The organism is Clostridium punense (genome assembly GCF_017874425.1).
Classification (GTDB): domain Bacteria; phylum Bacillota; class Clostridia; order Clostridiales; family Clostridiaceae; genus Clostridium_J; species Clostridium_J punense.
On record NZ_JAGGLL010000005.1, the window covers coordinates 121,035 to 145,072 of the forward strand.

A 24,038-nucleotide genomic window follows, 5' to 3' on the forward strand; every position below is an offset into this window, starting at 1 on the left:
TCTAAAAAATAGTCAATATAGTATGTTTCTCTATTTTCGACTATTATTTATTTTAGGATGCATAGGTAAAAGTGCATCAGTATAATTTAAAATTAAGCGTAAATATAATAAGCTTTCATAACCTACTTACAACTTATATGGCTTATTAAAAGAAAACTACTATAGTGGCAATTTAGAAAGAAGGTATAACTTTATGGGAGAAAGAATGGAGCGAAATAAAGCTCAAAGAATAAAAAGAAAAAGAAGGCAAAGAAAAATATTGCTAGGATTGATTGTATTTCTATTTTTTGTTGTCGTTAGCACTGTTGTCTACGGATACCTCACCTTAAGCAAAATAAAAACTAAGGACTTCACAGAAAACAAAGAAGAGCTTGGAATACAGCAGGAAGTTGAAGCAAAAATCACTGATGATAAAAAGAAAATTAAAAATATAGTTCTTCTTGGAATTGATCAGCGTGAAAATGATGGTGGTCGTTCTGATGCAGTAGTAATTGCAACGGTAGACCCAGTTCACAATAAACTTAAGCTTACTTCTTTAATGAGAGATTCCTATGTTAATATTCCTGGCCGTGGCTATGATAAGTTAACTCATGCTTATGCCTTTGGAAAAGAACAACTATCTATTAAAACCATAAACCAAAACTTTGGTCTTAACATAACAGATTATGTTAAGGTTAACTTTGAAGAAATGGAAAAAGTTATAGATGCAGTAGGTGGATTAGATATAGAAATAAGAAGTGATGAGCTTGATAATATGAATGAACACATTCGTGACTTATCTAAAAGAGCTGGAGTAACAGCAAAAGAAATTAGTTCACCTGGTATGAAACATCTAAACGGACTTCAAGCCTTAGCTTACACAAGAATTAGATATACTAATGGTGGAGATGCAGAAAGAACAGAAAGACATAGAAAGGTTTTAACTATGTTATTTGATAAAATAACATCTGCTGGCCCTGGAAAACTTCCTGGAATGGTTAATAAGCTTCTTCCATTAGTTGAAACAAGTTTATCCAGTGGTGAAATACTAGATTTAGCATCTACTTCTCTAACCATAGGAAATAAAAAGGTTGAACAACAAAGATTCCCATTAGATCAATTTAGTAAAGGGGATAAAATTAACGGAGTTTACCAATTAACTTTTGATGAAGAGCCTACTAGAGATCAAATCTTTAAATATCTATTTGACGATATAAAACCTAGTGGCAAGTAATACATGGAAAAGATAGCAGTAATATGTTCTGCTATCTTTATTTTTATATAAGAATAAATCGTATGCTGATATATTTTTAAATAAGTATCCGCACTCTATCTATAATCTTGCACCCTTTGAGCTATAATTTGAAATGGTCTAATTGCAAGACCTTAATGGCATTATTTTCAGTTAGAGAAAGTTAAATTCTCTATATAATAAAAAATACACTAAAAGACATAAGACTTTACACCTCTCAGTGTAAAGTCTTATACCTTTTAATGTGACTAGGAATCTTCTTTAACTTGAATTAAGAAACTTGCAGAAAATAACAACTTATTAATTAACCAAAATTATTATGTTCTGGATACATTATACCATAATATCCATAAATTTAATATATAATTTCTAAAATTATCTAAAAAAAATTGTGTAACAATTGTGTTAATATTATTTCATAGTAAAATCCTCACTACTTTACAGAAGCTTTATTAATTTCAGAACCAAGCACTTCCCTAACCCACTGTAAAACACCGTCATTATATTCTACTGTTAAAAGTTCTTCATATAAAGAAACAGCTGTAGCATAATCTTCAGGGTTTTTAGTGTTTTGAGCTAATACAGATGCATCATAAGCATTTGTCATCAACTCGTTCTGAACCGCATCTAGCTCTGCACTTAATCCATTTCTTATATAATCTATGGAATTTGGCAGACTATTAATAGTATATCTAGCTACGTTTATATCACTTTGGGTCTTAGTTTTACGTGCGGTAACCAAAGTATTATAAGCATTAATATGGAGATTTTTAAGCTCTATATTATTTTTCATTATATTTAACCCTTGATAAGTTGTAAGTTTATCTTCTATAACAGATGTATCTTTAACCATGGCCTTTGATATTTCTATATTTTCTAATATTAATTGTTCTCTTTTTTTGCCTTTTTTTGAATTGTATTCATCCACACTTCCATAAGCAGTACTTCCAACTAAACCTACTATAACTAAACTAATTATAACTAGGCTAATCTTTAAGGACTTTTTACTTGACATAATATATCACTTCCTTTTAATCTTTTAAATCCCCTTTGAAATTATTATTAGCTCCCTGATAGGTATAAACGGAACTACTAAGAACATAAATAACTAAATCTGGCTTATACTCCTCAATGTACTTATAAAGATTCTTATCTTTATAATATCTTAAATCTAATATTCTAGTTTCATTAAAGTGCATCCATAATAGAGGTTCAATTCCATTAGTAAAAGAATCCCCAAAAATTAATACTTTAGGAAGCTCTTTTCTATCTGTAGTAATTTTCACTTCCTTATTATCTCCATTCATATAGGCTGCATAACTAGAAGCTTCATCTGTTTTATTAAAATAATAAAGCCTATTGTCTTTATTTCCATTAGCTATTTTTTCATACTTTGGAACAGTGAATTTAGGATTTGGTATTTCTACAAAATCGTCATTAGGAAATAAGTAATTCATCTTCGCTCCCCAAGATCCATGGAAAGGCTTATTTATCTTCACTGGGTTTAATTCCTCTAACTTATATGGTTCTCTTACCTTATAGCCCATATCTCTAACAGAATTTATAATTTCACTATAAGTCAAATAAGCGCCCTTGAAATTATAATGGTGATCTGTCTTATAATATAAATTTTCATTATAATTATTGAAGACATCTTTCATATTAATATTTTTTATGCCTACATCATTTAACTTGCCAAAGTATAGTTTATCCTGAAGGGTATAAAACTCACCCATGCTTTCAAAATACTTTTCATACTTATCTGAGTTAATGTAAGATTGACCTGGAAGCCCTGTAATTAAAAGCTTTCCACCCTGGTCTTGAATTTTATTATTCAAATCTGTAATACTGGTAGCAACACTATCTACATCAGTAACTAGTTTTTCCTCATCTAAATGATGTTTAAATCCATTAAAACTTAAAAGATAGCCATCCTTTCCAACTACCACATCTACATATTTCTTCTTATTAAGCATGGTATTAAGCTTAGAGTTGGCCTTAATCCATTTACCCCTATATATGAATTGATCTTTTATATACTCATCAAATTCACTAAATACAGTACCTTCAATTAGCTTCTCCTTAGTAACAACCGGGGGCATAGCTAGTTTTCTATTTTCTAATTTAGAAATTTCCTCATCCTTTTGTATGAAAGTCAATATTCCTCCAGCAAAGAAGATTGCAACAAAGGTTATTATAAGCAGTATTGAATATATCTTTTTCATTATCCCACCTCCTAAAACCTAAAATATATAAATGGATTAAAGGAAGATCCAACAAGATACATAATACAAAGAATAAATACCACAATCAAATATAAATACTTACCTAAGTAGAAACCCAACTCTCCAATGTTACTCCATTGTCTTTCTTCTAACTTAAGAACTAAATTCCTTCCTAAAGGAGTAGCTGCAATAAGCATAATTATAATTTCTACTTTGTATTCAATCAAATAATAAATCCCGTGATTACTTATAAGTTCAGTCCCATTTAATCCTACCATGGTTTTTATAAATCCAAAAGCTTGCTCAAAGGTGTTAGCCCTAAATAAAATCCATCCAACTATAACAAAAAATAAAGCATAAATATGTTGAAGTGGCGCCCATAGCTTATCTATATACTTCTTAAGAATGTACTTTTCAACCACTAGGAGAGCACCATAATATAATCCCCATGCAATAAAAGTCCAGCTAGCACCATGCCAAAGACCAGTTAAAAACCAAACGATTAAAATATTTCTTAAATGTTTTAAGGTACTTACTTTATTTCCCCCTAGAGGAATATAAAGATAATCCCTAAACCATGTACTTAAAGAAATATGCCACCTTCTCCAGAATTCAGTGATAGACTTAGATATGTAAGGATAATCAAAATTCTCTAAAAACTCAAAGCCAAACATTCTTCCAAGTCCAATAGCCATATCAGAATATCCTGAGAAATCAAAGTAAATTTGAGCACTGTAAGCAATAGCTCCTACCCAAGCCAAAAGTACTGACATATCTGAAGGATTAAGAGAAAATACGTCATCTGCAATAAGTCCAAAGGTATTTGCTATAATTACTTTCTTTCCAAGTCCAATTACAAAACGTTGAATTCCTGAAGTAAAAGCAGACACAGTTTCTTTCCTGCTTTGAATTTGTTCATCCACCGTTTCATATCTAACAATTGGACCTGCAATAAGCTGAGGAAATAAAACAATATAAAGAGCCACATTAAGAGGATTATATTGAACTCTACCATCCCCTCTATAAACGTCTATAACATAACTCATAGCTTGAAAAGTAAAGAAAGAAATTCCTATAGGCATTACTATATTTCCTATTTCAATATGACTTCCTAAAACACTATTTATATTTTCTACTAGGAAGTTTGTGTACTTATAATACCCAATTATAAATATATTGCACACCACAGTTAAAACTAGAACCCATTTTATCTTAACAGGGTGATTTCTATACCTATCCACTAATAAACCAAAGATATAATTTAAGAATATAGATGCAAGCATAACTAAAAGGTATCTTGGCCCTCCATATCCATAAAAGAATAAACTAAAAATAAGAAGAATAAAATTCTTTAACTTTCTTGGCACTAAATAGTAACAAAAAAGTACTGAAGGCAAAAAAACAAATAAAAAGCTTAAACTACTAAATAGCATAACTTTTCCCTTTCTGTAATCCAAAATAAGTAAATCATTTCCCACCATAAAACTCTTAAAACATAATTATTAAAATTATTATGTGGGAATATTAGTATTTCCTTATTATTGTATATTTAGGTATTAAATTTGTCTATAAAAACAGTTAAATTCTCTCAAAAACAAATGGTAAGCAAGTTGCTAAATTCCAACCTCTTACCATTTATGTATTTTATTTATTATTCTTCAAAAACAACTTTGCATTTTGAAAGATCAAAAATTGTAGTATATAATTTTGAAGGATCCAAGTGGAGCCTTAATAGCTTAGATTTTTTAGCAGAAATTGAAACCAATCCCTCAGGGTTTCTAAAAATATCCTTTCCAATAACTGTATCATTGTAATTTAAAACCTTCACTGGCAGTACCTGCAATTTTATATTTCTATCATATCCATTTCTCATTAATAGTGTAATATCAATGCCTCTATCCTGTGACTGAGCCAATTTAAATACCGATAAAGAAATCTCATTTGCTTTTAATGTCTCAAGTCCATTAGCATAGTCTAGAATCTCCCTTTCACTTTCAAAAGAAAGATTAGTAGGCATATTTTCAATTTCAGAGCCAGCGCCCTCATAACTTTCCATTTTGTCGGCGTTATCAAAGCTAATAATATATTTTTTATTTTTATCAAAATTAAAAGATTCATTCTTTTTAAAATTAATAGACATCGGAACTCCGGAACTTGGTGGAACCTTTGTCATATCCTTAAAATTAAAAACTTGTGAAGTAAGTACTCCACCTTCTTCATCTTTTAAACATAAAGCTACCCTTTCAAAGGCTACATAAGTTGTCAAGGTATTTCTAATAAAAAAGCCAACTTCAACTGAATCCTCATGTTCTGTAATATATGTCGAAGTTATATCAACTTTATTCTTATCCAGCGGAAAGTTTCTATTTATTTCGCTTAGCTCTTCCTCAAAAATCTGAGCCCTTAAAAGCGACAGTCCCTCATGTTGTGGCAAATATAATTTTATATCTAAATTATTATTCATAACTACCTCCTATTAAGCTTATTTCATAAATGCTTCATCTAAAATAACCTACTCAAAAGTTTATTAAAATTTATTGACTAATTACAGCATTATATATAAGATATTTACTATCCTTTTCAATAACTTGCCATGTACTTTCCTTTTCACCATCTTCCGACTTAAAAAAAACAGTAGTTATGCTATCTTTTTTTTCAACTTTGAAATTCTTAACTATTTCTTCTGAGTTTTCATATTCCTTACCAAACTTTTCAACTACACTAGACTTACTTCTAGCCTCTTCAAATTTTTCTTTTGAAGCAACTCTATCTGGCAACGAAAATAATGATTTATATTCCTCATAGGTACCTTGTTTAAAATAAACAATATCAATTAATTTTTTTACTGTATCTTCTGCAACTTTCTCATCCACGCTTTTAGCATTCTCAATTGCTGCTTTTTCTTGTTCTTGTTTTTTCTCTAGTTCCACTGTCTCACTTTCATTTTTTTGTGCCTGATCTTCTGCTTGTTTAGTCGCTGAACTATCCTTGACTTTAGAGTTACTATTAATGTAGTACCCTCCACCTATCAATGCTGCTATAGCTACACCTATTACAGGTAAAAATATTTTTTTCTTCATCTTCAACCACTCCTATCTAGATACCTTAAAACTATAATTTTACTACATTTACTATAAAATTATATATTAGCCAACTTACTCAAAACTTAACGATTTAATTATAACATATATTTTAAAACTTAACTCATATTATAACAGATTTAATAAATTATTTAGTGTTTATTAAATAATTCTTTTCCTTATCGGTAATATAAATATTACCATCATAATCCTCCACTACCCTGACAGATATAAATGAATTGAAGTCGTTAACAATTTCTGCTAAATGTAATCTAATAGTATTCGCTGAAATATAAACATCCTCTACTGAAAATTTACTTCCATTAACCATAACTTCAAAATTACTCACTGCCATTGCTCTATACTCTGCAGAGTTATTGAAAAACTCGATGGCCTCATCAAATACAAGTTCTATATCTCTACTTCCTATTAGCTTATAACTCTTTAAAGTGGCACCTGTATTATCAACTAAACTAATTGCATCATTTATAGGCATCATTCTTTTTCCTTTATTATTTGTAATTCCTCTAACCTGAATACTGTAAGTACCAGTCGCATTAATAGTATTTTCCCCTAAATATATAACAGTAAATCTCTCTTTTCCTGATGTCCTTGTATCAATATCCTCTTCATAATAATTAATTAACGAAGTTTCTGATAGGGGACTACCATTTATTATGTAATTGCTTTTATTCAAAGCACTTTCTGGTAGTGGATTACCATGAAACCTTACAACAATCGCCCTTGGATTATTCCTCATCCAAGCTATTGTTCCAATCTTATAAGGATTATAATCAATATTAGATACTTGTCCGTTTATTCCAAGTTGCAAGTCCCTACCACTTTGAATAAATGCTTTAGTTGTTTGTGGAACCTCCCCTTCTAAATCAATACCAACTTGCTTAGGAACAGTTATAGGCGCTATATTATTTCCAATACTGTTAATATTAAACTGTTTTCCTAAGTAATCATTGCCATCTCGAATACTGCCCGCCTGAAAATTTACTATGTAATCACTGCCTTCAAGTAAATATCCTCGATAATCTGTTAAGTTCGTTTGTTTTAAGTCAATAACTATAGAGTTATTATTTGATATTTTTACTCTATCATCACTAACATCTAATATAACCTCCTTAGTTATTCCTTCTATAGTAATTGAACTAATTGCTATTAATCCAGTAGGTCCTTTTTGAATACTGCCATTAAAAGGTTCATCATAAAAAGGTATTTTAATCATGCCATTTTCAAAATCATACATTTTCTCGTTTACTATAGCCTTATTATCAATCTTAGGAGCCTTAGTATCTCTAATAAAATTAACTACTCTTGATTCAGTATTTCCTTTATATAAGTCTTCTTCCATACTATTTTTATAAATAGATTTATAGTTTTTTACTGTAACTTCTCTAATTACTGTGTTCTGTTGAAAAAAACTAAAAGTATTATTGCTCATATTTTTGTCGGCATTAAATCTAACTAGCCAATATCCATCCTTTACCTCCACATCAGCTCCTCTTATATGCAAATCTTCAAAACTAGGAATCCCAAAATCTCCATTTCCTTCTTTATATACTCCATATTGTATTATAACAACAGTATCTTCATTGTTCACTGGCACAACATTCTTACCACTAAAGGAGACCTTTAGCACATTATCTTCTATCTGATTTATACTATTTACTTTCGGGACTTCCATTGGTTGATAGTTTACTTGTGGTTCATCTATTTTAAATTCATATTTTAATATGCCTTCTTTTTGGAGGTTTCCACTCAAATCCTGGCTACCTACTACTTCCACAATATGTATTGTATCATTTCTAAATAAATTAGATTCTAAGTTTATATCTAAAGTACTTTGCTCTTTCACTGATAATGAACTGTTAAGTCCTTCTGTATCTTTATATTTTACTGGGATTCCATCTATATAAATCATAAACCCTTTAGACTTATAGCCTTCGTATTCATAAGAATTTACCGGTTCATTAAATAAAAGCCTTAACTTTCTATCACTAGAAAGGTTGTCCGAATCATAAACAACATTTATATTTTTAAGATATGGCCCCTCAGTGTCTTTAAATAATAGTTGACTTGAAGTTGTATATAAGTATTCATCATATAAATTTTTCACATTCCTAAAGCTTATTGTATATAACACATTCTCATTGAACCCTATATCTGTAAGTTTATTTTTTGTTGTTTCGACATATACAGTGCTACCAACTTCCCCACTTTCCGAGTAAATATTGAATTGTTGATCACCACAAAAGCTTTTTAAAGAAGAACTGCTTAAATCCCATGTTATGTTGTCCATCATATTAACATAAACATTATCTCCAGTTATACTGCTAACTTTAACCTTTTCTTCAAATTCAAATTTAAACTGTCTATAATTTTCCAGTGTCACATGCGGTAGTGTATATTGATTTTCTAAAGCTTTGACATTGTAATTTACTTTAAATAAGATAAAAATACTTAAATATAAAACAACCTTAGCTATTTTTCTCAAACTATGTCCTCCTTTTAATGTAGTTATCTGCACATTGTAAGGCTATCCGGTAATAATTTTAAATTCTTTAACCTTATGCCTTATGAGACAGAAAAATATTCACTCTATAACATTATAAAGTATACACTAGGAGTAAATCATTAATTAATATTTTCAGTATTTACCTTAATTTTCACTTTTTTGTTTTTTAAGTAGTAGATAAAGTTGTTAATTAAACACTATTTCCATAAACTACGCCCTTTTAATTTTGGATAATTGAACTTATAAATTGATAAGAATTAAAGTATGCTTGCTATTTTATTGGAAGACAGTAAATTTGAACTTATATAAAAGTTGTTTTTAAGAACAATCAAAAAGAAAAGGGCTGTAGCACCCAGAATTTAATCTGTTGCTAAACAGCACCTTTTTTAATATAGTATTATTTTGAAGAAACAGTTACTTCAGCCATAACATTCTTTAAGTCAGATGTGTCTGTTACATAAATGTTTCCATTAACATCTTTCTTAACAGTTACTTTTGCTATCTTAGCAATATCAAATGTATCAGCTAATGTTAATATTAATTTATTAGGCTCATTATTAACCTTAGTTACAGTTGAAACTGTTCTTGTTTCACCGTTGTTAACTGTAACAGCAAAGTTATTTACTGCTTTTGCAAGATCAGCACTATCAATGTTTACTACTTCATCAAATGTAATCTCTAATTGCTTATCTCCGATTATTTTCACATTGTTTAATACTGGTCTAGTATTGTCAACAAGTGCAACAGAATCTCTTACTGGAAGCATTCTCTTACCAGACTTGTTTGTAATTCCATCTATAGCAATTGTATATAAACCATCTTTTTGAACTGAACCTTCTGGTAATGTAATTACTACATATGACTCAGCTCCACCTGCTCCGTTTGTTACAGTTGCGTTTATATCATTTGAATAGAATTCAATTTGTGCAGTTTGTGGAAGAACAGCGCCATTGAATGTGTAGTTGTTCTTATTCTTAGCACTTGTTTCTAGAACTTCTCCATCAAATACTACAAGAATTTTGTTAGTGTTTTCTTTTTCAGCCATGTATAATGCAGTTCCAGCTGTAGCTTTATCTACCACAGTTCCTGAACCAGTAGCAATTATATTACCACTTGCAATTTCATAACCTGATTGTATTAAGCCTCTAGTTGTTTGAGGAACTATACCTTCATCAGTGCTATTTTTTGAAACTGATACTTGCATTACTTTTTCAGCATTCTTATGAGCTTTTGAAGGATCTACCATTATATAATCTGGAGTAGCACTTCCACCCATATTTTCCTCAGCATCAACAATAGTTCCTTGTGGGAATGTTACTGAGTAAACAGCACTCTCAATTAAAGTACCTGTAGTATTATTAGTTGCCGTAAACTTCTCAACTAAGTTTTGATTATTATCATCAGGTTTTCTAACATCTATAGCAACCGTTTTTCCTGGAACAACATATGTTGGTAATCCAGCTGCACTAGTTACTACACTAATATTACCTTTTGTTACATCATATTCTCCATAGAAATCTTGTGCCTTAGAGTTAGTCATCTTAACTTTAACTTTTCCAGCAGCACCAAGAGCTATGTCTCCATTGAATGGGTCATCCTTGAATACAACATATATTTTTCCATTTTCTTTATCAGCATAAATTTGCTGAGCAAGTGGTGCTTCAACATCCTTCTTGAATGTAGATGATGCTCTATATGTGTCACCTTCATAGTATGCTTGAGTATTTCCACTTATTTCATAGTTTTGAACTATAACATTTCTGATAACAATGTTTTGTGAATCATAGTTAAATGTTTCAGCATCTGTAGTTGACTTATCATTTCCAGCTTCATATAAAACTGTCCATTTAGCTTTCCAAACTCCATCTGTATCTCTATAAGTTCCATAAACAACTTTTGGTGCAGCGGTTGTAGCCGTTATATCTATGTCAGAACCTGCATTTAAATCAGCTTTTAAGTCTTTCCAATCTGTTCCATCCCAAGCTGCTTTTTCTATAACCACTGGGTTTTTATCAGCAGCAGCTGAATCTGCTATTACAACATCTTTTGCATTGAAGTATACTTCAACAGCATTATCTGCAACTTGCTTTATTTCTTTTATTGAAGGCTTCATAGCTGTTGGTGGAGTTTTGATTTCATCACTAACAGTAAATTTAGCTTGGTAAGGGTTTGGTGCCATTACATTACCTTTTAAGTCTTGAGCTCCAACAATCTTAACTTCATGCTCTCCTCTTGAAAGTTTTGTAACATCAAGAAGTAAAGTTTTTTGAGCTTCAGCAATCGAATCTTGCTCTACAGCTAAACCATCTACAGTAGCTGCATCTGGATTTGCTATTTCAGCATTACTATATGTTACTCCTGGTGTTCCTGCTGTTCCTGCTGTTTTAACTAATATACCATCAACGTATACTTTAAAATCTGAGTTTAAGTTCTTGTATTTTAATAAATCTAATTTAGCATTAACATCACCATTATCTATAACTGGCTCACTGAATTTAACTTCTACATATGCTTTGTCAGCTGCTAATGTATATCCTAAGTATGCTGGTATTATGTTATCTTTTAACATTCTTCCAACTTCAGCATTAGCTGTTACATTAACAATCTTTGGAGCAGTACCATCTACAACTGTAAATGCTCCTTGTGATGTATTGATGTATCCACCAACTTTTTGAACTAGGTTACGAGCTTCTAGAGTTATGCTCTTATTGTATTCTATACCTAATCCGCCATCTGCTTTTGCATTATTAATTAGAGTTCCATCAGAAGACTCTAAAATAACATATTTAACAGGAGTTTCATCACTTATAATTTCTTGATCTCCCGCAGTCATTTCCCATTTATTGTTAGTAACTCCAGTTAGTATTGTATCTAATCTTCTTGTAGTTATATCACCAGTTAGGTCATCAACCATTTCTAAATAGTAACTTGATTCTTCTTTAGCAGAGCCCCATTTGATTTCTCTATTAAATGCAACTTTAATCTGTCTTAAGTTAAGAACTTCAATACCAGAAATTGCTCCTGTAGTATCAACTGCTGCTAATCCTGTGAAGGAAGCTGAACCAATACCAGTAGTTGTTGAAACAGTATAAGTTGCTCCAGCAGTTTGTGGTGAAGTTTTTATAGAAACTACATTATTATTAGTAGTTACATTTGTAATAGTTAAGCTAGGAGATATTGCAAAGTCAGCTGCAGTTAAGTTTGCTAGTGGCGCACTTTTTAAAACCACTGTAATTTCTGTATTGCTTCTTGCTTCAGCTGAAACAATTTCAAAGTTTTTAACAGCTGGATCTAAGCTTTTTAGTATAGTTCCAATGTATTTTTCATAATCTGCTTTTAAAGCATCACTATAGTTAATTTTCATTAAGTCTGCATATATTGCTTTAGCTGCATCAATATCAGCTTGAAGTCCAGATGCTTTTGCTTTGTTAGCAGCAGCTAAACCTTTTTGTCCATATTTCTCTTGCATTAAATCTTGAGTTCCAGCATAATCAAGGATGTATTGTTTTAATGCTTTTGTTTGTGGTAATCCATTGATTATAGCTCTAACTTCATTTAAAGATGTTTGGTTGATTTTTGCTTCACTATCCATCATAGCTAGTAGTGGATCAACAACTGCTACTAGGAATGGTTGAGTTATTGGGTCTAATTCTGTACTCCAAGTATTTTTGTAATCTTGTAGTAAGTAAGACATTTCATCTACTGCAAGTCTTGCTGGTTTTAAATCCTCTAATTTTTTAGTTTCTTTAGCTTTTTGAACTAAATCAAAAGCATTTTTTAATTGAGCATTTAAAACTGGTCCAGCTACTTTATCTAATCTTGTGCTTAATTCAGCTTGTTTCTTAGCATCAGTAACCTTAGCAATTGCTTCTTTAGCAGTTTCGATATCCTTTATGTCTTTGCTTGTTTCTGCTTTAACTACTGCTTCTAGAGCTAAAGCATAATAATCAACAGCAGCAGCTTGTACTACTGGTGCAACAATTCCTGCTCCCATAGTAGCAGCAACCGCAGCAACTAATGTGTTTTTTGTTTTCTTATTCAAGTTAATTCCCTCCCATTTTTTGAAAAATATATATTTATGTGTATCAATATTAATTGATTATGATACAACAATAACTAACCTTATCTTCTTTATGTATATTATACATTTTAGAAAATATTCCAAGTTATTGAAACTTGTGAATTATTTATATTATACATAAATCTAGATAGTTTGTCCATAAATATTTCAAAATAATGCAATGTTGTTATATAATGATTTTTTTACTAAAAATTACCCACATTGCAATTATTTATCTAACAAACAATATTATACATCTTTGTCCAATTTATATCAAGCATCTTTTATCTTTACTTTCAAATTATTTCAAATTATGCATTATAGTCATATAAATTTTCAATTCCTATGTTTTTTATGTTTGTTTTTTATTTATGTATTATATTTATACTTATATTTTCGATATACCTTATACATACTTTATACTTTCAATCTTAAGTATATTATACCTGTATTACCATAATTACCCACTAGCTTTTTTATTTATTCAATATATTTCTAAATAAAAAAAGCTAGCAATATAAAAACTATATTACCAGCTTTAAATCTTTTATTTTATCTTAATTGTTTTTTAAGTAACTTACTCCTTGTTCTATACCTTCCTTTATAGCTTTAGCCTCTTCTTTTCTACCTGTTATGGAGTAATTTATAATTTTAACTCTTCGAGTACTGTAAAAGAAAGCTTTAGCTTTAATGTATTGAATTTTACTCACCTTATTCTTGTACTTTTCCATAAAGATAAGTCTATTTCTCGTACTCCACTTTATTGAGAAGGGAGAAAGCTGTCCCCCTGAGGTTGCACTTACCTTATGATAAACAATTGCTTTAGGGCAATAATAAATATTATAGCCTTTTTCCAGAACCTTAACGCAATAATCTACATCCTCAAAATACATAAAATATTCTTCCGGAAGCATTCCAACAGTTTTAATAACTTCTACTCCAATAAGCATTACGCATCCGGTAGTAAAGGTTACTTTCTTTTCTTTGTTAAACGCTTCTTTATCTAGTTGCCCCTCACCATAATGAGAACCATAAAATCTATTATAGTTTATTTCTCCCCCTGCAAACCAAATATAATCCTTCTTATTATAGTATGGGATTTTACACCCTACAATTCCTATGTTAGGATTACTTTCGTAGCAGTTTACCATGTGACCTAAAAAATCCTTTTCTACAATTGTATCATTATTTAGAAGAAGCACATAATCACAACCACTTTTTAAGGCATAGTCTATTCCTATATTATTCCCCTTAGCAAAACCTCCATTACTTTCTGCTTTTATAAGGGTGTGCTTATCTCCTATACTTTGTTTTAGGACTTCATAAGAGTTATCTGGCGAGTTATTATCTACTATTATAATTTCATAGTTTTTATAATCTATTGCTTCAAGACTTTTTACGCACTCTAGAGTATCCTCTACTCCGCAATAGTTTAACAAGATTATGGCAACTTTTTTATTCATAGTAACCTTCCTTATTCATTGTCAACTGCTGTTTCTAATTCTGCTTCTGGCAATTGTACCTTGATTTCTTTTGGCACTTCCACATGGAATACTAATTTAACTACTTCCTTTTGCATATTGTAAACTGTATCTTCAAATAATCTGCTTCCCTCATATTGGTAAGCTATTATTGGATCCTTTTGATTATATGCTTGTAGCGATATATATTTTTTCAGGTTATCCATGGTTTCAATATGCTCTACCCATCTTCTATCTACTGTCTTAAGAAGAATTCTTTTTTGAGCATCTAGTAGAATTTCACCCATTGTGGTTATCTTTTCTTCGTAAGTGGTTAGTGCTATATCTTTAAGAGTAGCTTTAATTCCTACCTCAGTAAGATTATCAAACTTCTCCTCAGTAAGTTCTTCCAAGTTTAATAAATCCTCCACGGTTCTTCTAAGTGCTTTAAAGTCCTCATCAAAATCACTATTTACTGCAGTAAGATGAAGAGCCACTTCTGTGTCTATTACTTTTTCAATCATATTCTTAATATCTTCTGTTATATCTTTTGTGTTTACCACTTGATTTCTTTGATTATAGATTAAAACCCTTTGTGTGTTCAAAACCTCATCATACTTTACTAAATCTTTTCTTGTTTCAAAGTTTTGCGATTCTACTAAAGTTTGAGATAAATCTACTAAGTCTTGAATTTTCTTGTTTTCAATTATAGTATTCCCTTGAGTGTCTATTGTCTTGCTTAGCTTCTCTAATCTATCTTTTCCAAAACGTCTTACAATATCATCTTCTAAAGAAACATAGAATACAGATTCCCCAACATCTCCCTGACGACCTGAACGTCCCCTTAGCTGATTATCTATTCTTCTTGCCTCATGTCTTTCCGTTCCAATGATTTTCAGTCCGCCTAAATCAGTTACTCCTTCTTCTAATTTAATATCCGTTCCTCTTCCTGCCATATTAGTTGCTATGGTAACTGCACCCTTTTGCCCTGCCTTTGCTACTATTTCAGCTTCTTTGGCATGATTTTTTGCATTTAAAACCTCATGAGGTATTCCTTTTTTCTTAAGCATAAAGGACAATATCTCTGACTTTTCTATGGAAGCAGTTCCTACTAATACTGGTTGCTGTTTTTCGTAGGTTTCTTTTATCTCTTCTACCACTGCTTTAAATTTTTGAAGCTCCGTTGGGTATATCTTATCTTCTCTATCATTTCTTGCTACTGGTTTGTGAGTTGGAATTACAACTACATCTACATTATATATTTCTCTAAATTCCTTTTCTTCTGTTTCTACTGTCCCTGACATTCCTGAAAGCTTTTTATATAATTTAAAGTAATTTTGGTAGGTTATTGTAGCAAGGGTATCATTTTCTTCTTGGATTTTGACTTTCTCCTTTGCCTCTATAGCTTGGTGAAGTCCTTCACTAAACCTTCTCCCCTCCATAACTCTTCCTGTGAACTGGTCTACTATCATAATTTCTCCATCTCTTATGATGTAATCCACTCCAAGAGTCATTACATAATTTGCTCTTAGAGAAATCATGGTGTGATGCTGAATGTTCATATGCTCTTCATCTGAAAAGTTCTCAATGGAATAATATTTTTCTGCTTTATTTACACCCTCGTCAGTTAAAATAACAGTTTTAGTTTTTTCATCTATAACATAGTCTTCCTCTTCTTTTAAGGATTTTGCAAATCTATCTGCTATTTTGTATATTTCTATAGACTTAACACCTTGACCTGATATTACTAAAGGAGTTCTTGCTTCATCTATAAATATTGAATCAACTTCATCTATAATTGCAAAATTTAACTCTCTTTGAACTCTTTCACTAGGTTCTACTACCATGTTGTCTCTTAAGTAATCAAAACCATACTCACTATTAGTTCCATAGGTGATATCACAGTTATAAGCTTCTCTTCTCTCTGGAGCTTCCATATTGTTTAATATTACCCCTGTTGTTAATCCTAAGAAGTCATGAACTTGACCCATCTCTTCTTTATCTCTTTGAGCTAGGTAGTCATTAACTGTTACTATATGTACTCCCTTTCCTGCTAAGGCATTAAGGTAAGATGGACAGGTTGCTACTAGAGTTTTTCCTTCACCGGTTTTCATCTCTGCAACTCTTCCCTGATGAAGTACTATTCCTCCTATTAACTGTTCTTTATAATGCTTCATTTTAAGCACTCTAAAGGAAGCTTCCCTTACCACTGCAAAAGCTTCTATTAAAATATCATCTAAGGTCTCTCCCTTTGATAATCTTTCTTTAAACTCTAAGGTCTTACCTTTCAACTCTTCATCACTAAGGTTTTTCATGGCTTCTTCTAAAGCCATTATTTTTTCTACCTTAGGCAAAATCCTTTTTACTTCTCTGCTACTATAGTTTCCAAGTATATTAGATAGAATATTCATTGTATCCTCCCCAGTTATATTTTTTTAATTTCAAACCAAAATTTAAAGTAACCTTTTTTGTAGGCGTATTCTATAAATAAGACTAGCATAATATTCATTATTAATATTGGTATTTTAAAAGAATTGGTAAATACCGTCCAAATAAGCATACTAGTTCCATTTGTATAAATTAAAATTTTTCCAAGTGAGCTATATCCTACTTTAGTCTTCATAATTTTAATTGTACTATAGGCAATTAGTATATAAATGCCTAGATAAACAATAAAACCTATAAAGCCAAAGTCCTGATATGCTTCTGGTATAAAGGTGGCTGCATTTAATCCTACCTTTTCTTGTAAATAAGGGGTGTAACTACCTCTTCCTATTAGCCAAGCTTTGTATTCTTCTCCTTTTCCTATTAAGTTTGCTGAAAACTTTATAAATGGATACAGCAAGTTATTAAAGTATGCATAACTTACTGTCTCATTAACTAAGGAAAATGCTATATTTTCAAAAGGGCTTGTGATGTATACATATACCCAAAGAAGAGCCGAAGGCATTAAGGTACTTACTCCATAATGTTCCCACAGTGTAGTTTGGTATACCTCTTCTAACACATATTCCATTCTCAAGTTCCCAACAAATCCAAAGAAAATAACAAAACCAATTATTAATAGAGATAAACTCCCATAAGTTATATATCGTTGAGTTTTTGATAACCTTTTGCTGATATTAATAAAATTAAAAACTTCATATAGTGCAATGGTTACAAATAAAAATGCTATGGGCCCCCTATTTAATGTTAAAAACAACGCGAATATGGATATCATGAATATAATAAGATCTAGAATTTTTCTATAATTCCTAAAAAGAATATATTTAATTTCACTTGCTAATACCAACATGTATATAACATAGCTGCTATAATGATCTAATGGTTGCTTATTAACTCTGTTTTCTTCTAAAATTGTAAGACCGTATTTGTTCACATTATAAGCAAATAAACTTAGTCCTAGAACAAATATTACATTTGCAGCTACTGAATAAATTTCATTAACTCCATATTTTTTCACATTTTCAAGGGTATAAGTTATATCTTCTTTTTTTAAAAATATATATCTTGATAATATAAAAAAGCTACCCCAAATGGAAATTCCTATAATATTAATAGTAATAGTGGGATTATATAGACTGCTTAACCTTAAATCATATAGTGTTAAAGACATTATCCATAAAATGAACATTATTTTCCCTTGATCCACAATGGAGGTTAACCCCTGTTTTTTAAAAGAATTTATCATAAAGGTTAAAAATATTATTAGTTGAATTAAACTTAATAAATAATACATTTAGTTACCCCCTATTTCACTTTCCAAGTCACATTTAGTTTTATAGGTTTTATAGGATTGCCTGCCCAAAGCACATGATTTTCTTCTTTCATAGTTTTGTTTGAGCTCTTAGTTACTATTGTTCCAGCCCCAAGGATTCCCCCATCAGGAATTTTTGCACCCTTAAGTATAGTACATCTAGAACCTAACCAGCAATTATGTCCTATTTGTACTTCCTCATCTTCATTAATTCTATTTCCATCACTATCTATTATAGGGTGAAGGTCACTATCCATTATCTGATTTTCCCAGGAAATCATTACATTATCTCCTATGACAATTCTTTTTCTGCATATTATGGCACTTTCTGCAGTAATATTAAATTCTCTTCCTAAAATCAGAGTTCCATCCTCTTCCACTGATATCTTGCATCCATGACCTAAAATGCCACTTCCACTAAAAATTATCTCACCTTTAACATTCCAAACAGCTCTTTCTCTCATTTGGTCAAATATTCCAACTTCACCAAAGCCTAATTTTATCATTGCAGTTTGAATATGTTCGCAGTTTAAAGTAATCTTGCCCTTGCAATTCATTAACCATACTCTATGAGATACCAATATAGGTAGCTTTAAAGCTTTTTTAAGAGGAAGATACTTGAAATTAAAATATATTGTTTTTGGTATAGCTCTTATAAATAAATATAGCTTTCTTATGGCTGTATTCATATTTTTCCCCTTTATATACTATGTTTATTTAATATTTACATGAGGTTTTACTCTTTCCATGCTATTCATATCCTCTTTTTTTCCTATTATAATAGCATCATCACTTTCTATTACATACAGGTTATCTAATCCACAAATTACTATGGGCTTTTTCTTTCCTAGTACAATATTATTACTTCCATCAATAATAGCCACATTATTGTCTACTATGTTTCCTTTTTCATCTTTATCTCTATATCTTTCTAACGCTGACCAACTTCCTATATCATCCCATCCAAAGTTTCCTGGAATTACAAATATGTTTTCTGCCTTTTCCATGATGCCAAAATCTATTGAGATATTATCCACTTCCTTATATTTCTTTTCCAGTACTTCTTCATACTCGTCATCCCTTGTTATTGAAACTTCACTTAATATGTCATAGGTGTTTTGCAGGTATTTAGAGGTGAGTTTTAATATGTTATTACATTTCCAAATAAACATACCACTATTCCATAGGTATTCACCATTTTCTATATATTCTAATGCCTTATGTAAGTTAGGTTTTTCAACAAACCTTTCTACTGGAATAACTCCTTCGGGTTTTTTTACATTATTATTTTCATACTTTATGTACCCATACCCTGTCTCAGGTCTTGTAGGTGGTATCCCAATAGTTACTAGAGCTTCTTGCTTTTTTTCTACAAAACCAGCAGCATCTCTAATTAGGCATAAAAACTTATCTTCTTCTTTTATTAAGTGGTCTGATGGGAGAACTACCATGGTTGCATCTTCATATAGCTTCTTAATATAAAAAGCGGCCAGTGCTATACAAGGCGCAGTATTTCTTCCCGTTGGTTCAACTATTATATTTCTTTCATCCATCTGTGGAAAGTTATCTTTAACCAGTTCTACATATTGTTTTCCTGTAACGATAAATATTCTTTCCATAGGTATTAGTGGAAGTAGTCTATCCACCGTCATTTGAATCATAGACTTAGAACCTAAAAGATTTAAAAATTGCTTAGGCTTTTCCTCTGTAGAAAGCGGCCAAAACCTAGTTCCTTTTCCACCAGCCATTATCACTGCACAAAGCATAAAAAAACTCCTTTCTTATGGCTATTTTTCTTCTTTTGATATCCTATAAACCATATTAGCAAATATTATTAGAGTAATGTATATGACACTTTTTTGTCTTATAAAAACCGTTTCAAATAGGTTATACATCAAAATAAATAGGAAGTATGCTAAAGAAAAACTTAAGTATTTATAATTTCTCTCACTAACATAATCCATAAGTTTCTTTGTTTTCCTTAAGGTAAGCCCAAGCCATATAAAAACTATTATGGCCCCAATTATCCCGAAATCTATCATTATATCCATAAATCCATTATGAGCATTAACTGGTATGCTCCTGTATATTGGAAGTATGAATAAAACTGAGTAAGGGTTTATGGTCCAAAAGCTTCCATATCCATATCCTATGAATGCTTTATACTCTATAGCTTTTACAGCTCCCTGCCAAATTAAACTTCTTCCTGTAAGAGTGGGATTTCGCCCAATGGCAAGAAGAAAATCTTTAAACCACTGAGGTTGGTATACTAAAAAGTAAACAGCTCCAATAAGGACTGGAATGATGCTATATATTAGTACCTTACTCACCTTTTTATATCTTGTGATAATTACTAAAAGTAAAAAGCTTACTCCCAAAAGCATAGCAGTCATACTTTTACTTAAGTATAATAGAACTATACTTCCAAGAAGATTTATGGCATATAAGCTCTTTATCTTATTATTGTCTTTAAATTGAAGAAGGAACCATAGACTCATGCTTCCTCCAAAAGCCATGTAAAGTCCTAGGGAATTTCTATGCCTAAAAAGACCTTTAATTGCACTTTCATACCTAGTTTCGTCTATCTGATATATCCCAGGGAACTTGAAAATTATTGCTATTAAGTTTGCTACCATAAGCAAAATAAACCAGAACATCAACATTCTAAAAATTTCACTTTTTTTATAATTCTGCCCAATATAGATTGCTATAATAGATGTAGAAATAAATAATATACTGTTTTTAAAAGTTTCTACTGGTTCAATAGACCAAAGCACAGATAGGAAGCTTAATCCCCCTAGAAGTAAAATAAATATATTAATATAATTATTTTCTCTCCCTTTTATTAAGGATGCAATGGTAAGCAATAAAGCTGCTGAAATAAAAAATGCTCCATCTAATTTTCCGATCATAGGAATCTTATCTACAATTTGCAAACCAGAACTAAGCAAAAACAGAATAAATAGCAAACTAACCTTAAAATACTTATTTTCACAAAAATTTATAATTCTCTTTTTAAATTTTTCTATGGCAGTGTTCATGTTTACTTCACCTCTTATTTAAAACAACTTTGATTATTTTTTAAATTTTCCTATTATTAACCTCTTATAATATAACAATTCCTTATTTCTCTTAAATATAATTAAGTAACTTAAATTAATAATTACTATATTAACCATAACATTTAATAGAAAATCCATAAACCCGTAATTTAAATTTAATAAATTAACAGCTATCCTTGTTAAAGAAAGCGGAATTAATGCTATAACTAAATATTTTATATATAAGACTAAGTATTGAGAAAAGCTCTTTTTAAACACATTATTGAAAACAATTTTGGGTTTAACCCAAAATATCACCGATAAATTACTTATAAGAGTTCCAATAAACACTCCTGCAAGACCTATCTTTTTTACTAAGATAATAGAAAATACTAAGTTTATAATTACTTCAAAAAATGGTGCATACCTATCTGCATAGTATAAGCCTCCACTTTCTTTAAATCTATCAATTGACATTCTCATAGTACTTATATAAAGATTAATTAGTAATACTACTAGTACTGTTCTATCCATAATAAACTGCTTTCCAAGCCATAAAACTACAAAATTATCTATAGTATTGTATAAGGAAATGGATATAAAAGAAGATAGCCAAAAGTTAAAGAAAAATATTCTTTGAAATACTTCATAGGACTTAGTTGGATTTTCTTCTGTCAGCAGATTTCCTATACTAGGATTAATACCATCAAAAATTTTTCCCGTAAAATTGCTACAAAAGGAAAGTATCATATTGTAGTTAGTAAATAAAGCCACTGTCTTCAAATTTAAAAAATAAGATATTAGTATGTTGTCTGTACTAAAAACTACAAAGCTTCCTAGTTTATGTATAAATAGCGCTTTTATGTTTTTTACAATATTGTCCCTTCCCTTAACTACTGATGGTTTAATCTTATTTATCCACGAGAATTTTTTATTTATTACATAATTGATTACTATTAGGTATAATACGTTTGTAATTAATTGAATAAGTATAAAATATATGAAAGACTTTGTTAAGAAAATTATTAGTATTTGAACTATATATCTGGTTGCTTTAAACACAAAATCCCAAATAGAAATTAGGTAACCATTTTGACTTGCGTATAAAAGGCAAGTTTTGTAGGAAAAGAAGTAATTTATAGTTGTATCTATAATGTATAAAATAAATGCTATCTTTGCATACTCTATATTCACTTGTCCTTTTACAAATATGCCTAAAAAATTCACAAGTACTAAACCCATGATTAATATTGCTACACCACAGGTTTTATATATTCTAGAATATAGACTTAAAATACTTCTTATTTGTTCTTTATCATCTTCTGCAAAAGGAGTATAAAGAGAAAACATAATTGCAATTCCCACTCCTGATTCCACTAAGTTTAAAAAACTAAGAAGATTGAGAAATAACCCTTGAAGTCCTGCCATATCCTGACCTAAAACATCTATGAATATTCTTCTATTTACAAAAGTAAGTACCATTAAAAGTAGATATGTAATAATTCCATACATTACATTTCTCTTAGCATTTTTAATTCTCATATTTTTCTCCACTAAAAGTATTTTTTCAGTAACCTTCGTCTAAACTTATTACCTTTATCTTCGTTTATCATGCTGTTGCATATAATATTTGTCTTATTTTTCTTTCATCTTAAATAAGTTATAAGCTATATGAGGAAAGTAAAGTATCATATAAGCAGCTACTTTAAACTTTATGTTTTCTTTATTATCACTTACCTTAAACCCTTTAAGATAACTTCTAATATTATTATCATTTATAAATTTAAATAAATCATCTTTATTTTTCCCACTCTTTGATAAGGACGAAAATATCCTTATGATTGAATGGGGAATTTTATATTCTAAAAGAGCTTTTTCTACATCATAAGCTCTAAAATTTTCTCGATTATAATTTAATATTTCAATATTTGACTTATGCAAATCAAAGTACTTTTTATCTCCAGTTTTAGTTACAGAGGTACCTCTTCTCACGTAATAGGCCAAGGCTTCATTTACACTTGCTACTTTGTCTGCATTGATTAATGCTTTTATGGCAAAAATAGTGTCCTCCCCAAACTTAATATTTTCATCAAAATATATATTTTTTTCTTTTATATAACTTCTTAAATATAATCCAGATATAGCGCTTATCCAAAATTCATTCCTTAACATTTTTTCTGCTGCTTCAATGCCACTTATAGGTTTTTCTAAATATTTATGCACCTTTAAAAGAGGCTTTATGAAGTTGCTATTATGTTCTACTTCATCACTTATATGAGTATACCCACAAAATACCACTTGGGCTCTCTCTTTCTGAGCACAATGATACATTTTTTCTAAAAGGGTATCCTCAATATAATCATCAGAATCTAAAAAGTAAATATATGTTCCTTGCGCTATATCAATACCTGTATTTCTAGCTCTACTAACACCCTCATTAACTTTCTTTATAACCCTATAATTAATATGAGAACCTTTTAATATTCCTTCTGCCAGCTCTATGCTACTATCCTTGGAACCATCATCTACTAGTATGAGTTCAAACTCCTTCAAAGTTTGGCTTATTAAGGATTCCATAGTCTTAGTTATATATTTTTCCACATTATAAACAGGTATTATTACAGAAATTTTTATATCCATAGGCGGAAACACTCCTA

15 protein-coding genes and 1 pseudogene are annotated in these 24,038 nt (G+C 30.4%); 1 reads left to right on the plus strand and 15 read right to left on the minus strand.

All coding sequences use genetic code 11. The features are described from left to right. The first annotated feature begins 193 nt into the window (after window positions 1-193). On the plus strand, window positions 194-1,213 hold the full coding sequence (locus J2Z44_RS04700) for an LCP family protein (protein WP_021283136.1): 1,020 nt from the start codon (window positions 194-196) through the stop codon (window positions 1,211-1,213). A gap of 451 nt (window positions 1,214-1,664) precedes the next feature. Here J2Z44_RS04700 and J2Z44_RS04705 read toward each other — a convergent pair whose 3' ends face one another. The 15 genes and pseudogenes from J2Z44_RS04705 to J2Z44_RS04775 all read right to left on the minus strand — a co-directional run bounded on the left by J2Z44_RS04705 (window position 1,665) and on the right by J2Z44_RS04775 (window position 24,021). Then, on the minus strand, window positions 1,665-2,246 hold the full coding sequence (locus J2Z44_RS04705; protein WP_209649374.1) for a hypothetical protein: 582 nt from the start codon (window positions 2,244-2,246) through the stop codon (window positions 1,665-1,667). 16 nt (window positions 2,247-2,262) lie between these two features. Further along, complete coding sequence (locus J2Z44_RS04710) at window positions 2,263-3,456, minus strand: alginate O-acetyltransferase AlgX-related protein (protein WP_021283134.1); 1,194 nt, start codon at window positions 3,454-3,456, stop codon at window positions 2,263-2,265. 11 nt (window positions 3,457-3,467) lie between these two features. Next, window positions 3,468-4,934, minus strand: coding sequence for an MBOAT family O-acyltransferase (locus tag J2Z44_RS04715; protein ID WP_021283133.1), 1,467 nt, complete (start codon window positions 4,932-4,934; stop codon window positions 3,468-3,470). Window positions 4,935-5,107: 173 nt separating this feature from the next. After that, window positions 5,108-5,920 carry an SLAP domain-containing protein gene (locus J2Z44_RS04720; protein ID WP_021283132.1) on the minus strand — a complete coding sequence of 271 codons (813 nt, stop codon included), beginning with the start codon at window positions 5,918-5,920 and terminating at the stop codon, window positions 5,108-5,110. A gap of 70 nt (window positions 5,921-5,990) precedes the next feature. Beyond that, window positions 5,991-6,536, minus strand: a complete 546-nt coding sequence (locus J2Z44_RS04725; RefSeq protein ID WP_021283131.1) for a hypothetical protein — start codon at window positions 6,534-6,536, stop codon at window positions 5,991-5,993. A 148-nt stretch (window positions 6,537-6,684) separates the two neighbouring features. Then, window positions 6,685-9,042 carry a hypothetical protein gene (locus tag J2Z44_RS04730; RefSeq protein ID WP_021283130.1) on the minus strand — a complete coding sequence of 786 codons (2,358 nt, stop codon included), beginning with the start codon at window positions 9,040-9,042 and terminating at the stop codon, window positions 6,685-6,687. Window positions 9,043-9,460: 418 nt separating this feature from the next. Next, window positions 9,461-13,105, minus strand: coding sequence for a SwmB domain-containing protein (locus J2Z44_RS04735; RefSeq protein ID WP_021283129.1), 3,645 nt, complete (start codon window positions 13,103-13,105; stop codon window positions 9,461-9,463). Window positions 13,106-13,680: 575 nt separating this feature from the next. Beyond that, on the minus strand, window positions 13,681-14,586 hold the full coding sequence (locus tag J2Z44_RS04740) for a glycosyltransferase family 2 protein (protein ID WP_021283128.1): 906 nt from the start codon (window positions 14,584-14,586) through the stop codon (window positions 13,681-13,683). A 68-nt stretch (window positions 14,587-14,654) separates the two neighbouring features. Then, a pseudogene (gene secA / locus J2Z44_RS04745) lies at window positions 14,655-16,994 on the minus strand (preprotein translocase subunit SecA); the annotation flags it as partial. Window positions 16,995-17,008: 14 nt separating this feature from the next. Further along, the gene (locus tag J2Z44_RS04750) at window positions 17,009-18,322 is read right to left on the minus strand and encodes an O-antigen polymerase (RefSeq protein ID WP_021283126.1); all 1,314 of its coding nucleotides are present in this window, start codon (window positions 18,320-18,322) and stop codon (window positions 17,009-17,011) included. An 11-nt stretch (window positions 18,323-18,333) separates the two neighbouring features. Then, window positions 18,334-19,029, minus strand: coding sequence for an acyltransferase (locus tag J2Z44_RS04755; RefSeq protein WP_021283125.1), 696 nt, complete (start codon window positions 19,027-19,029; stop codon window positions 18,334-18,336). A 24-nt stretch (window positions 19,030-19,053) separates the two neighbouring features. Beyond that, a complete protein-coding gene (locus J2Z44_RS04760; RefSeq protein WP_209649375.1) occupies window positions 19,054-20,106 on the minus strand; it encodes a mannose-1-phosphate guanylyltransferase in 1,053 nt (350 codons plus the stop codon). Between the two features lie 21 nt (window positions 20,107-20,127). After that, entirely contained in the window at window positions 20,128-21,381 is a 1,254-nt protein-coding gene (locus J2Z44_RS04765; RefSeq protein ID WP_209649376.1) for an O-antigen ligase family protein, read from the minus strand. Between the two features lie 33 nt (window positions 21,382-21,414). Continuing rightward, the gene (locus J2Z44_RS04770; protein ID WP_021283119.1) at window positions 21,415-22,923 is read right to left on the minus strand and encodes a lipopolysaccharide biosynthesis protein; all 1,509 of its coding nucleotides are present in this window, start codon (window positions 22,921-22,923) and stop codon (window positions 21,415-21,417) included. A gap of 93 nt (window positions 22,924-23,016) precedes the next feature. After that, on the minus strand, window positions 23,017-24,021 hold the full coding sequence (locus J2Z44_RS04775) for a glycosyltransferase family 2 protein (protein WP_209649377.1): 1,005 nt from the start codon (window positions 24,019-24,021) through the stop codon (window positions 23,017-23,019). Between the last annotated feature and the right edge of the window lie 17 nt (window positions 24,022-24,038).

Bases quoted from the DNA above. Each gene is read 5' to 3' on its own strand.
- J2Z44_RS04700 (WP_021283136.1), top strand. From the start codon at position 194: ATGGGAGAAAGAATGGAGCGAAATAAAGCTCAAAGAATAAAAAGAAAA.
- J2Z44_RS04705 (WP_209649374.1), bottom strand. From the start codon at position 2,246: ATGTCAAGTAAAAAGTCCTTAAAGATTAGCCTAGTTATAATTAGTTTA.
- J2Z44_RS04710 (WP_021283134.1), bottom strand. From the start codon at position 3,456: ATGAAAAAGATATATTCAATACTGCTTATAATAACCTTTGTTGCAATC.
- J2Z44_RS04720 (WP_021283132.1), bottom strand. From the start codon at position 5,920: ATGAATAATAATTTAGATATAAAATTATATTTGCCACAACATGAGGGA.
- J2Z44_RS04725 (WP_021283131.1), bottom strand. From the start codon at position 6,536: ATGAAGAAAAAAATATTTTTACCTGTAATAGGTGTAGCTATAGCAGCA.
- J2Z44_RS04740 (WP_021283128.1), bottom strand. From the start codon at position 14,586: ATGAATAAAAAAGTTGCCATAATCTTGTTAAACTATTGCGGAGTAGAG.
- J2Z44_RS04750 (WP_021283126.1), bottom strand. From the start codon at position 18,322: ATGTATTATTTATTAAGTTTAATTCAACTAATAATATTTTTAACCTTT.
- J2Z44_RS04755 (WP_021283125.1), bottom strand. From the start codon at position 19,029: ATGAATACAGCCATAAGAAAGCTATATTTATTTATAAGAGCTATACCA.
- J2Z44_RS04760 (WP_209649375.1), bottom strand. From the start codon at position 20,106: ATGCTTTGTGCAGTGATAATGGCTGGTGGAAAAGGAACTAGGTTTTGG.
- J2Z44_RS04765 (WP_209649376.1), bottom strand. From the start codon at position 21,381: ATGAACACTGCCATAGAAAAATTTAAAAAGAGAATTATAAATTTTTGT.
- J2Z44_RS04770 (WP_021283119.1), bottom strand. From the start codon at position 22,923: ATGAGAATTAAAAATGCTAAGAGAAATGTAATGTATGGAATTATTACA.
- J2Z44_RS04775 (WP_209649377.1), bottom strand. From the start codon at position 24,021: ATGGATATAAAAATTTCTGTAATAATACCTGTTTATAATGTGGAAAAA.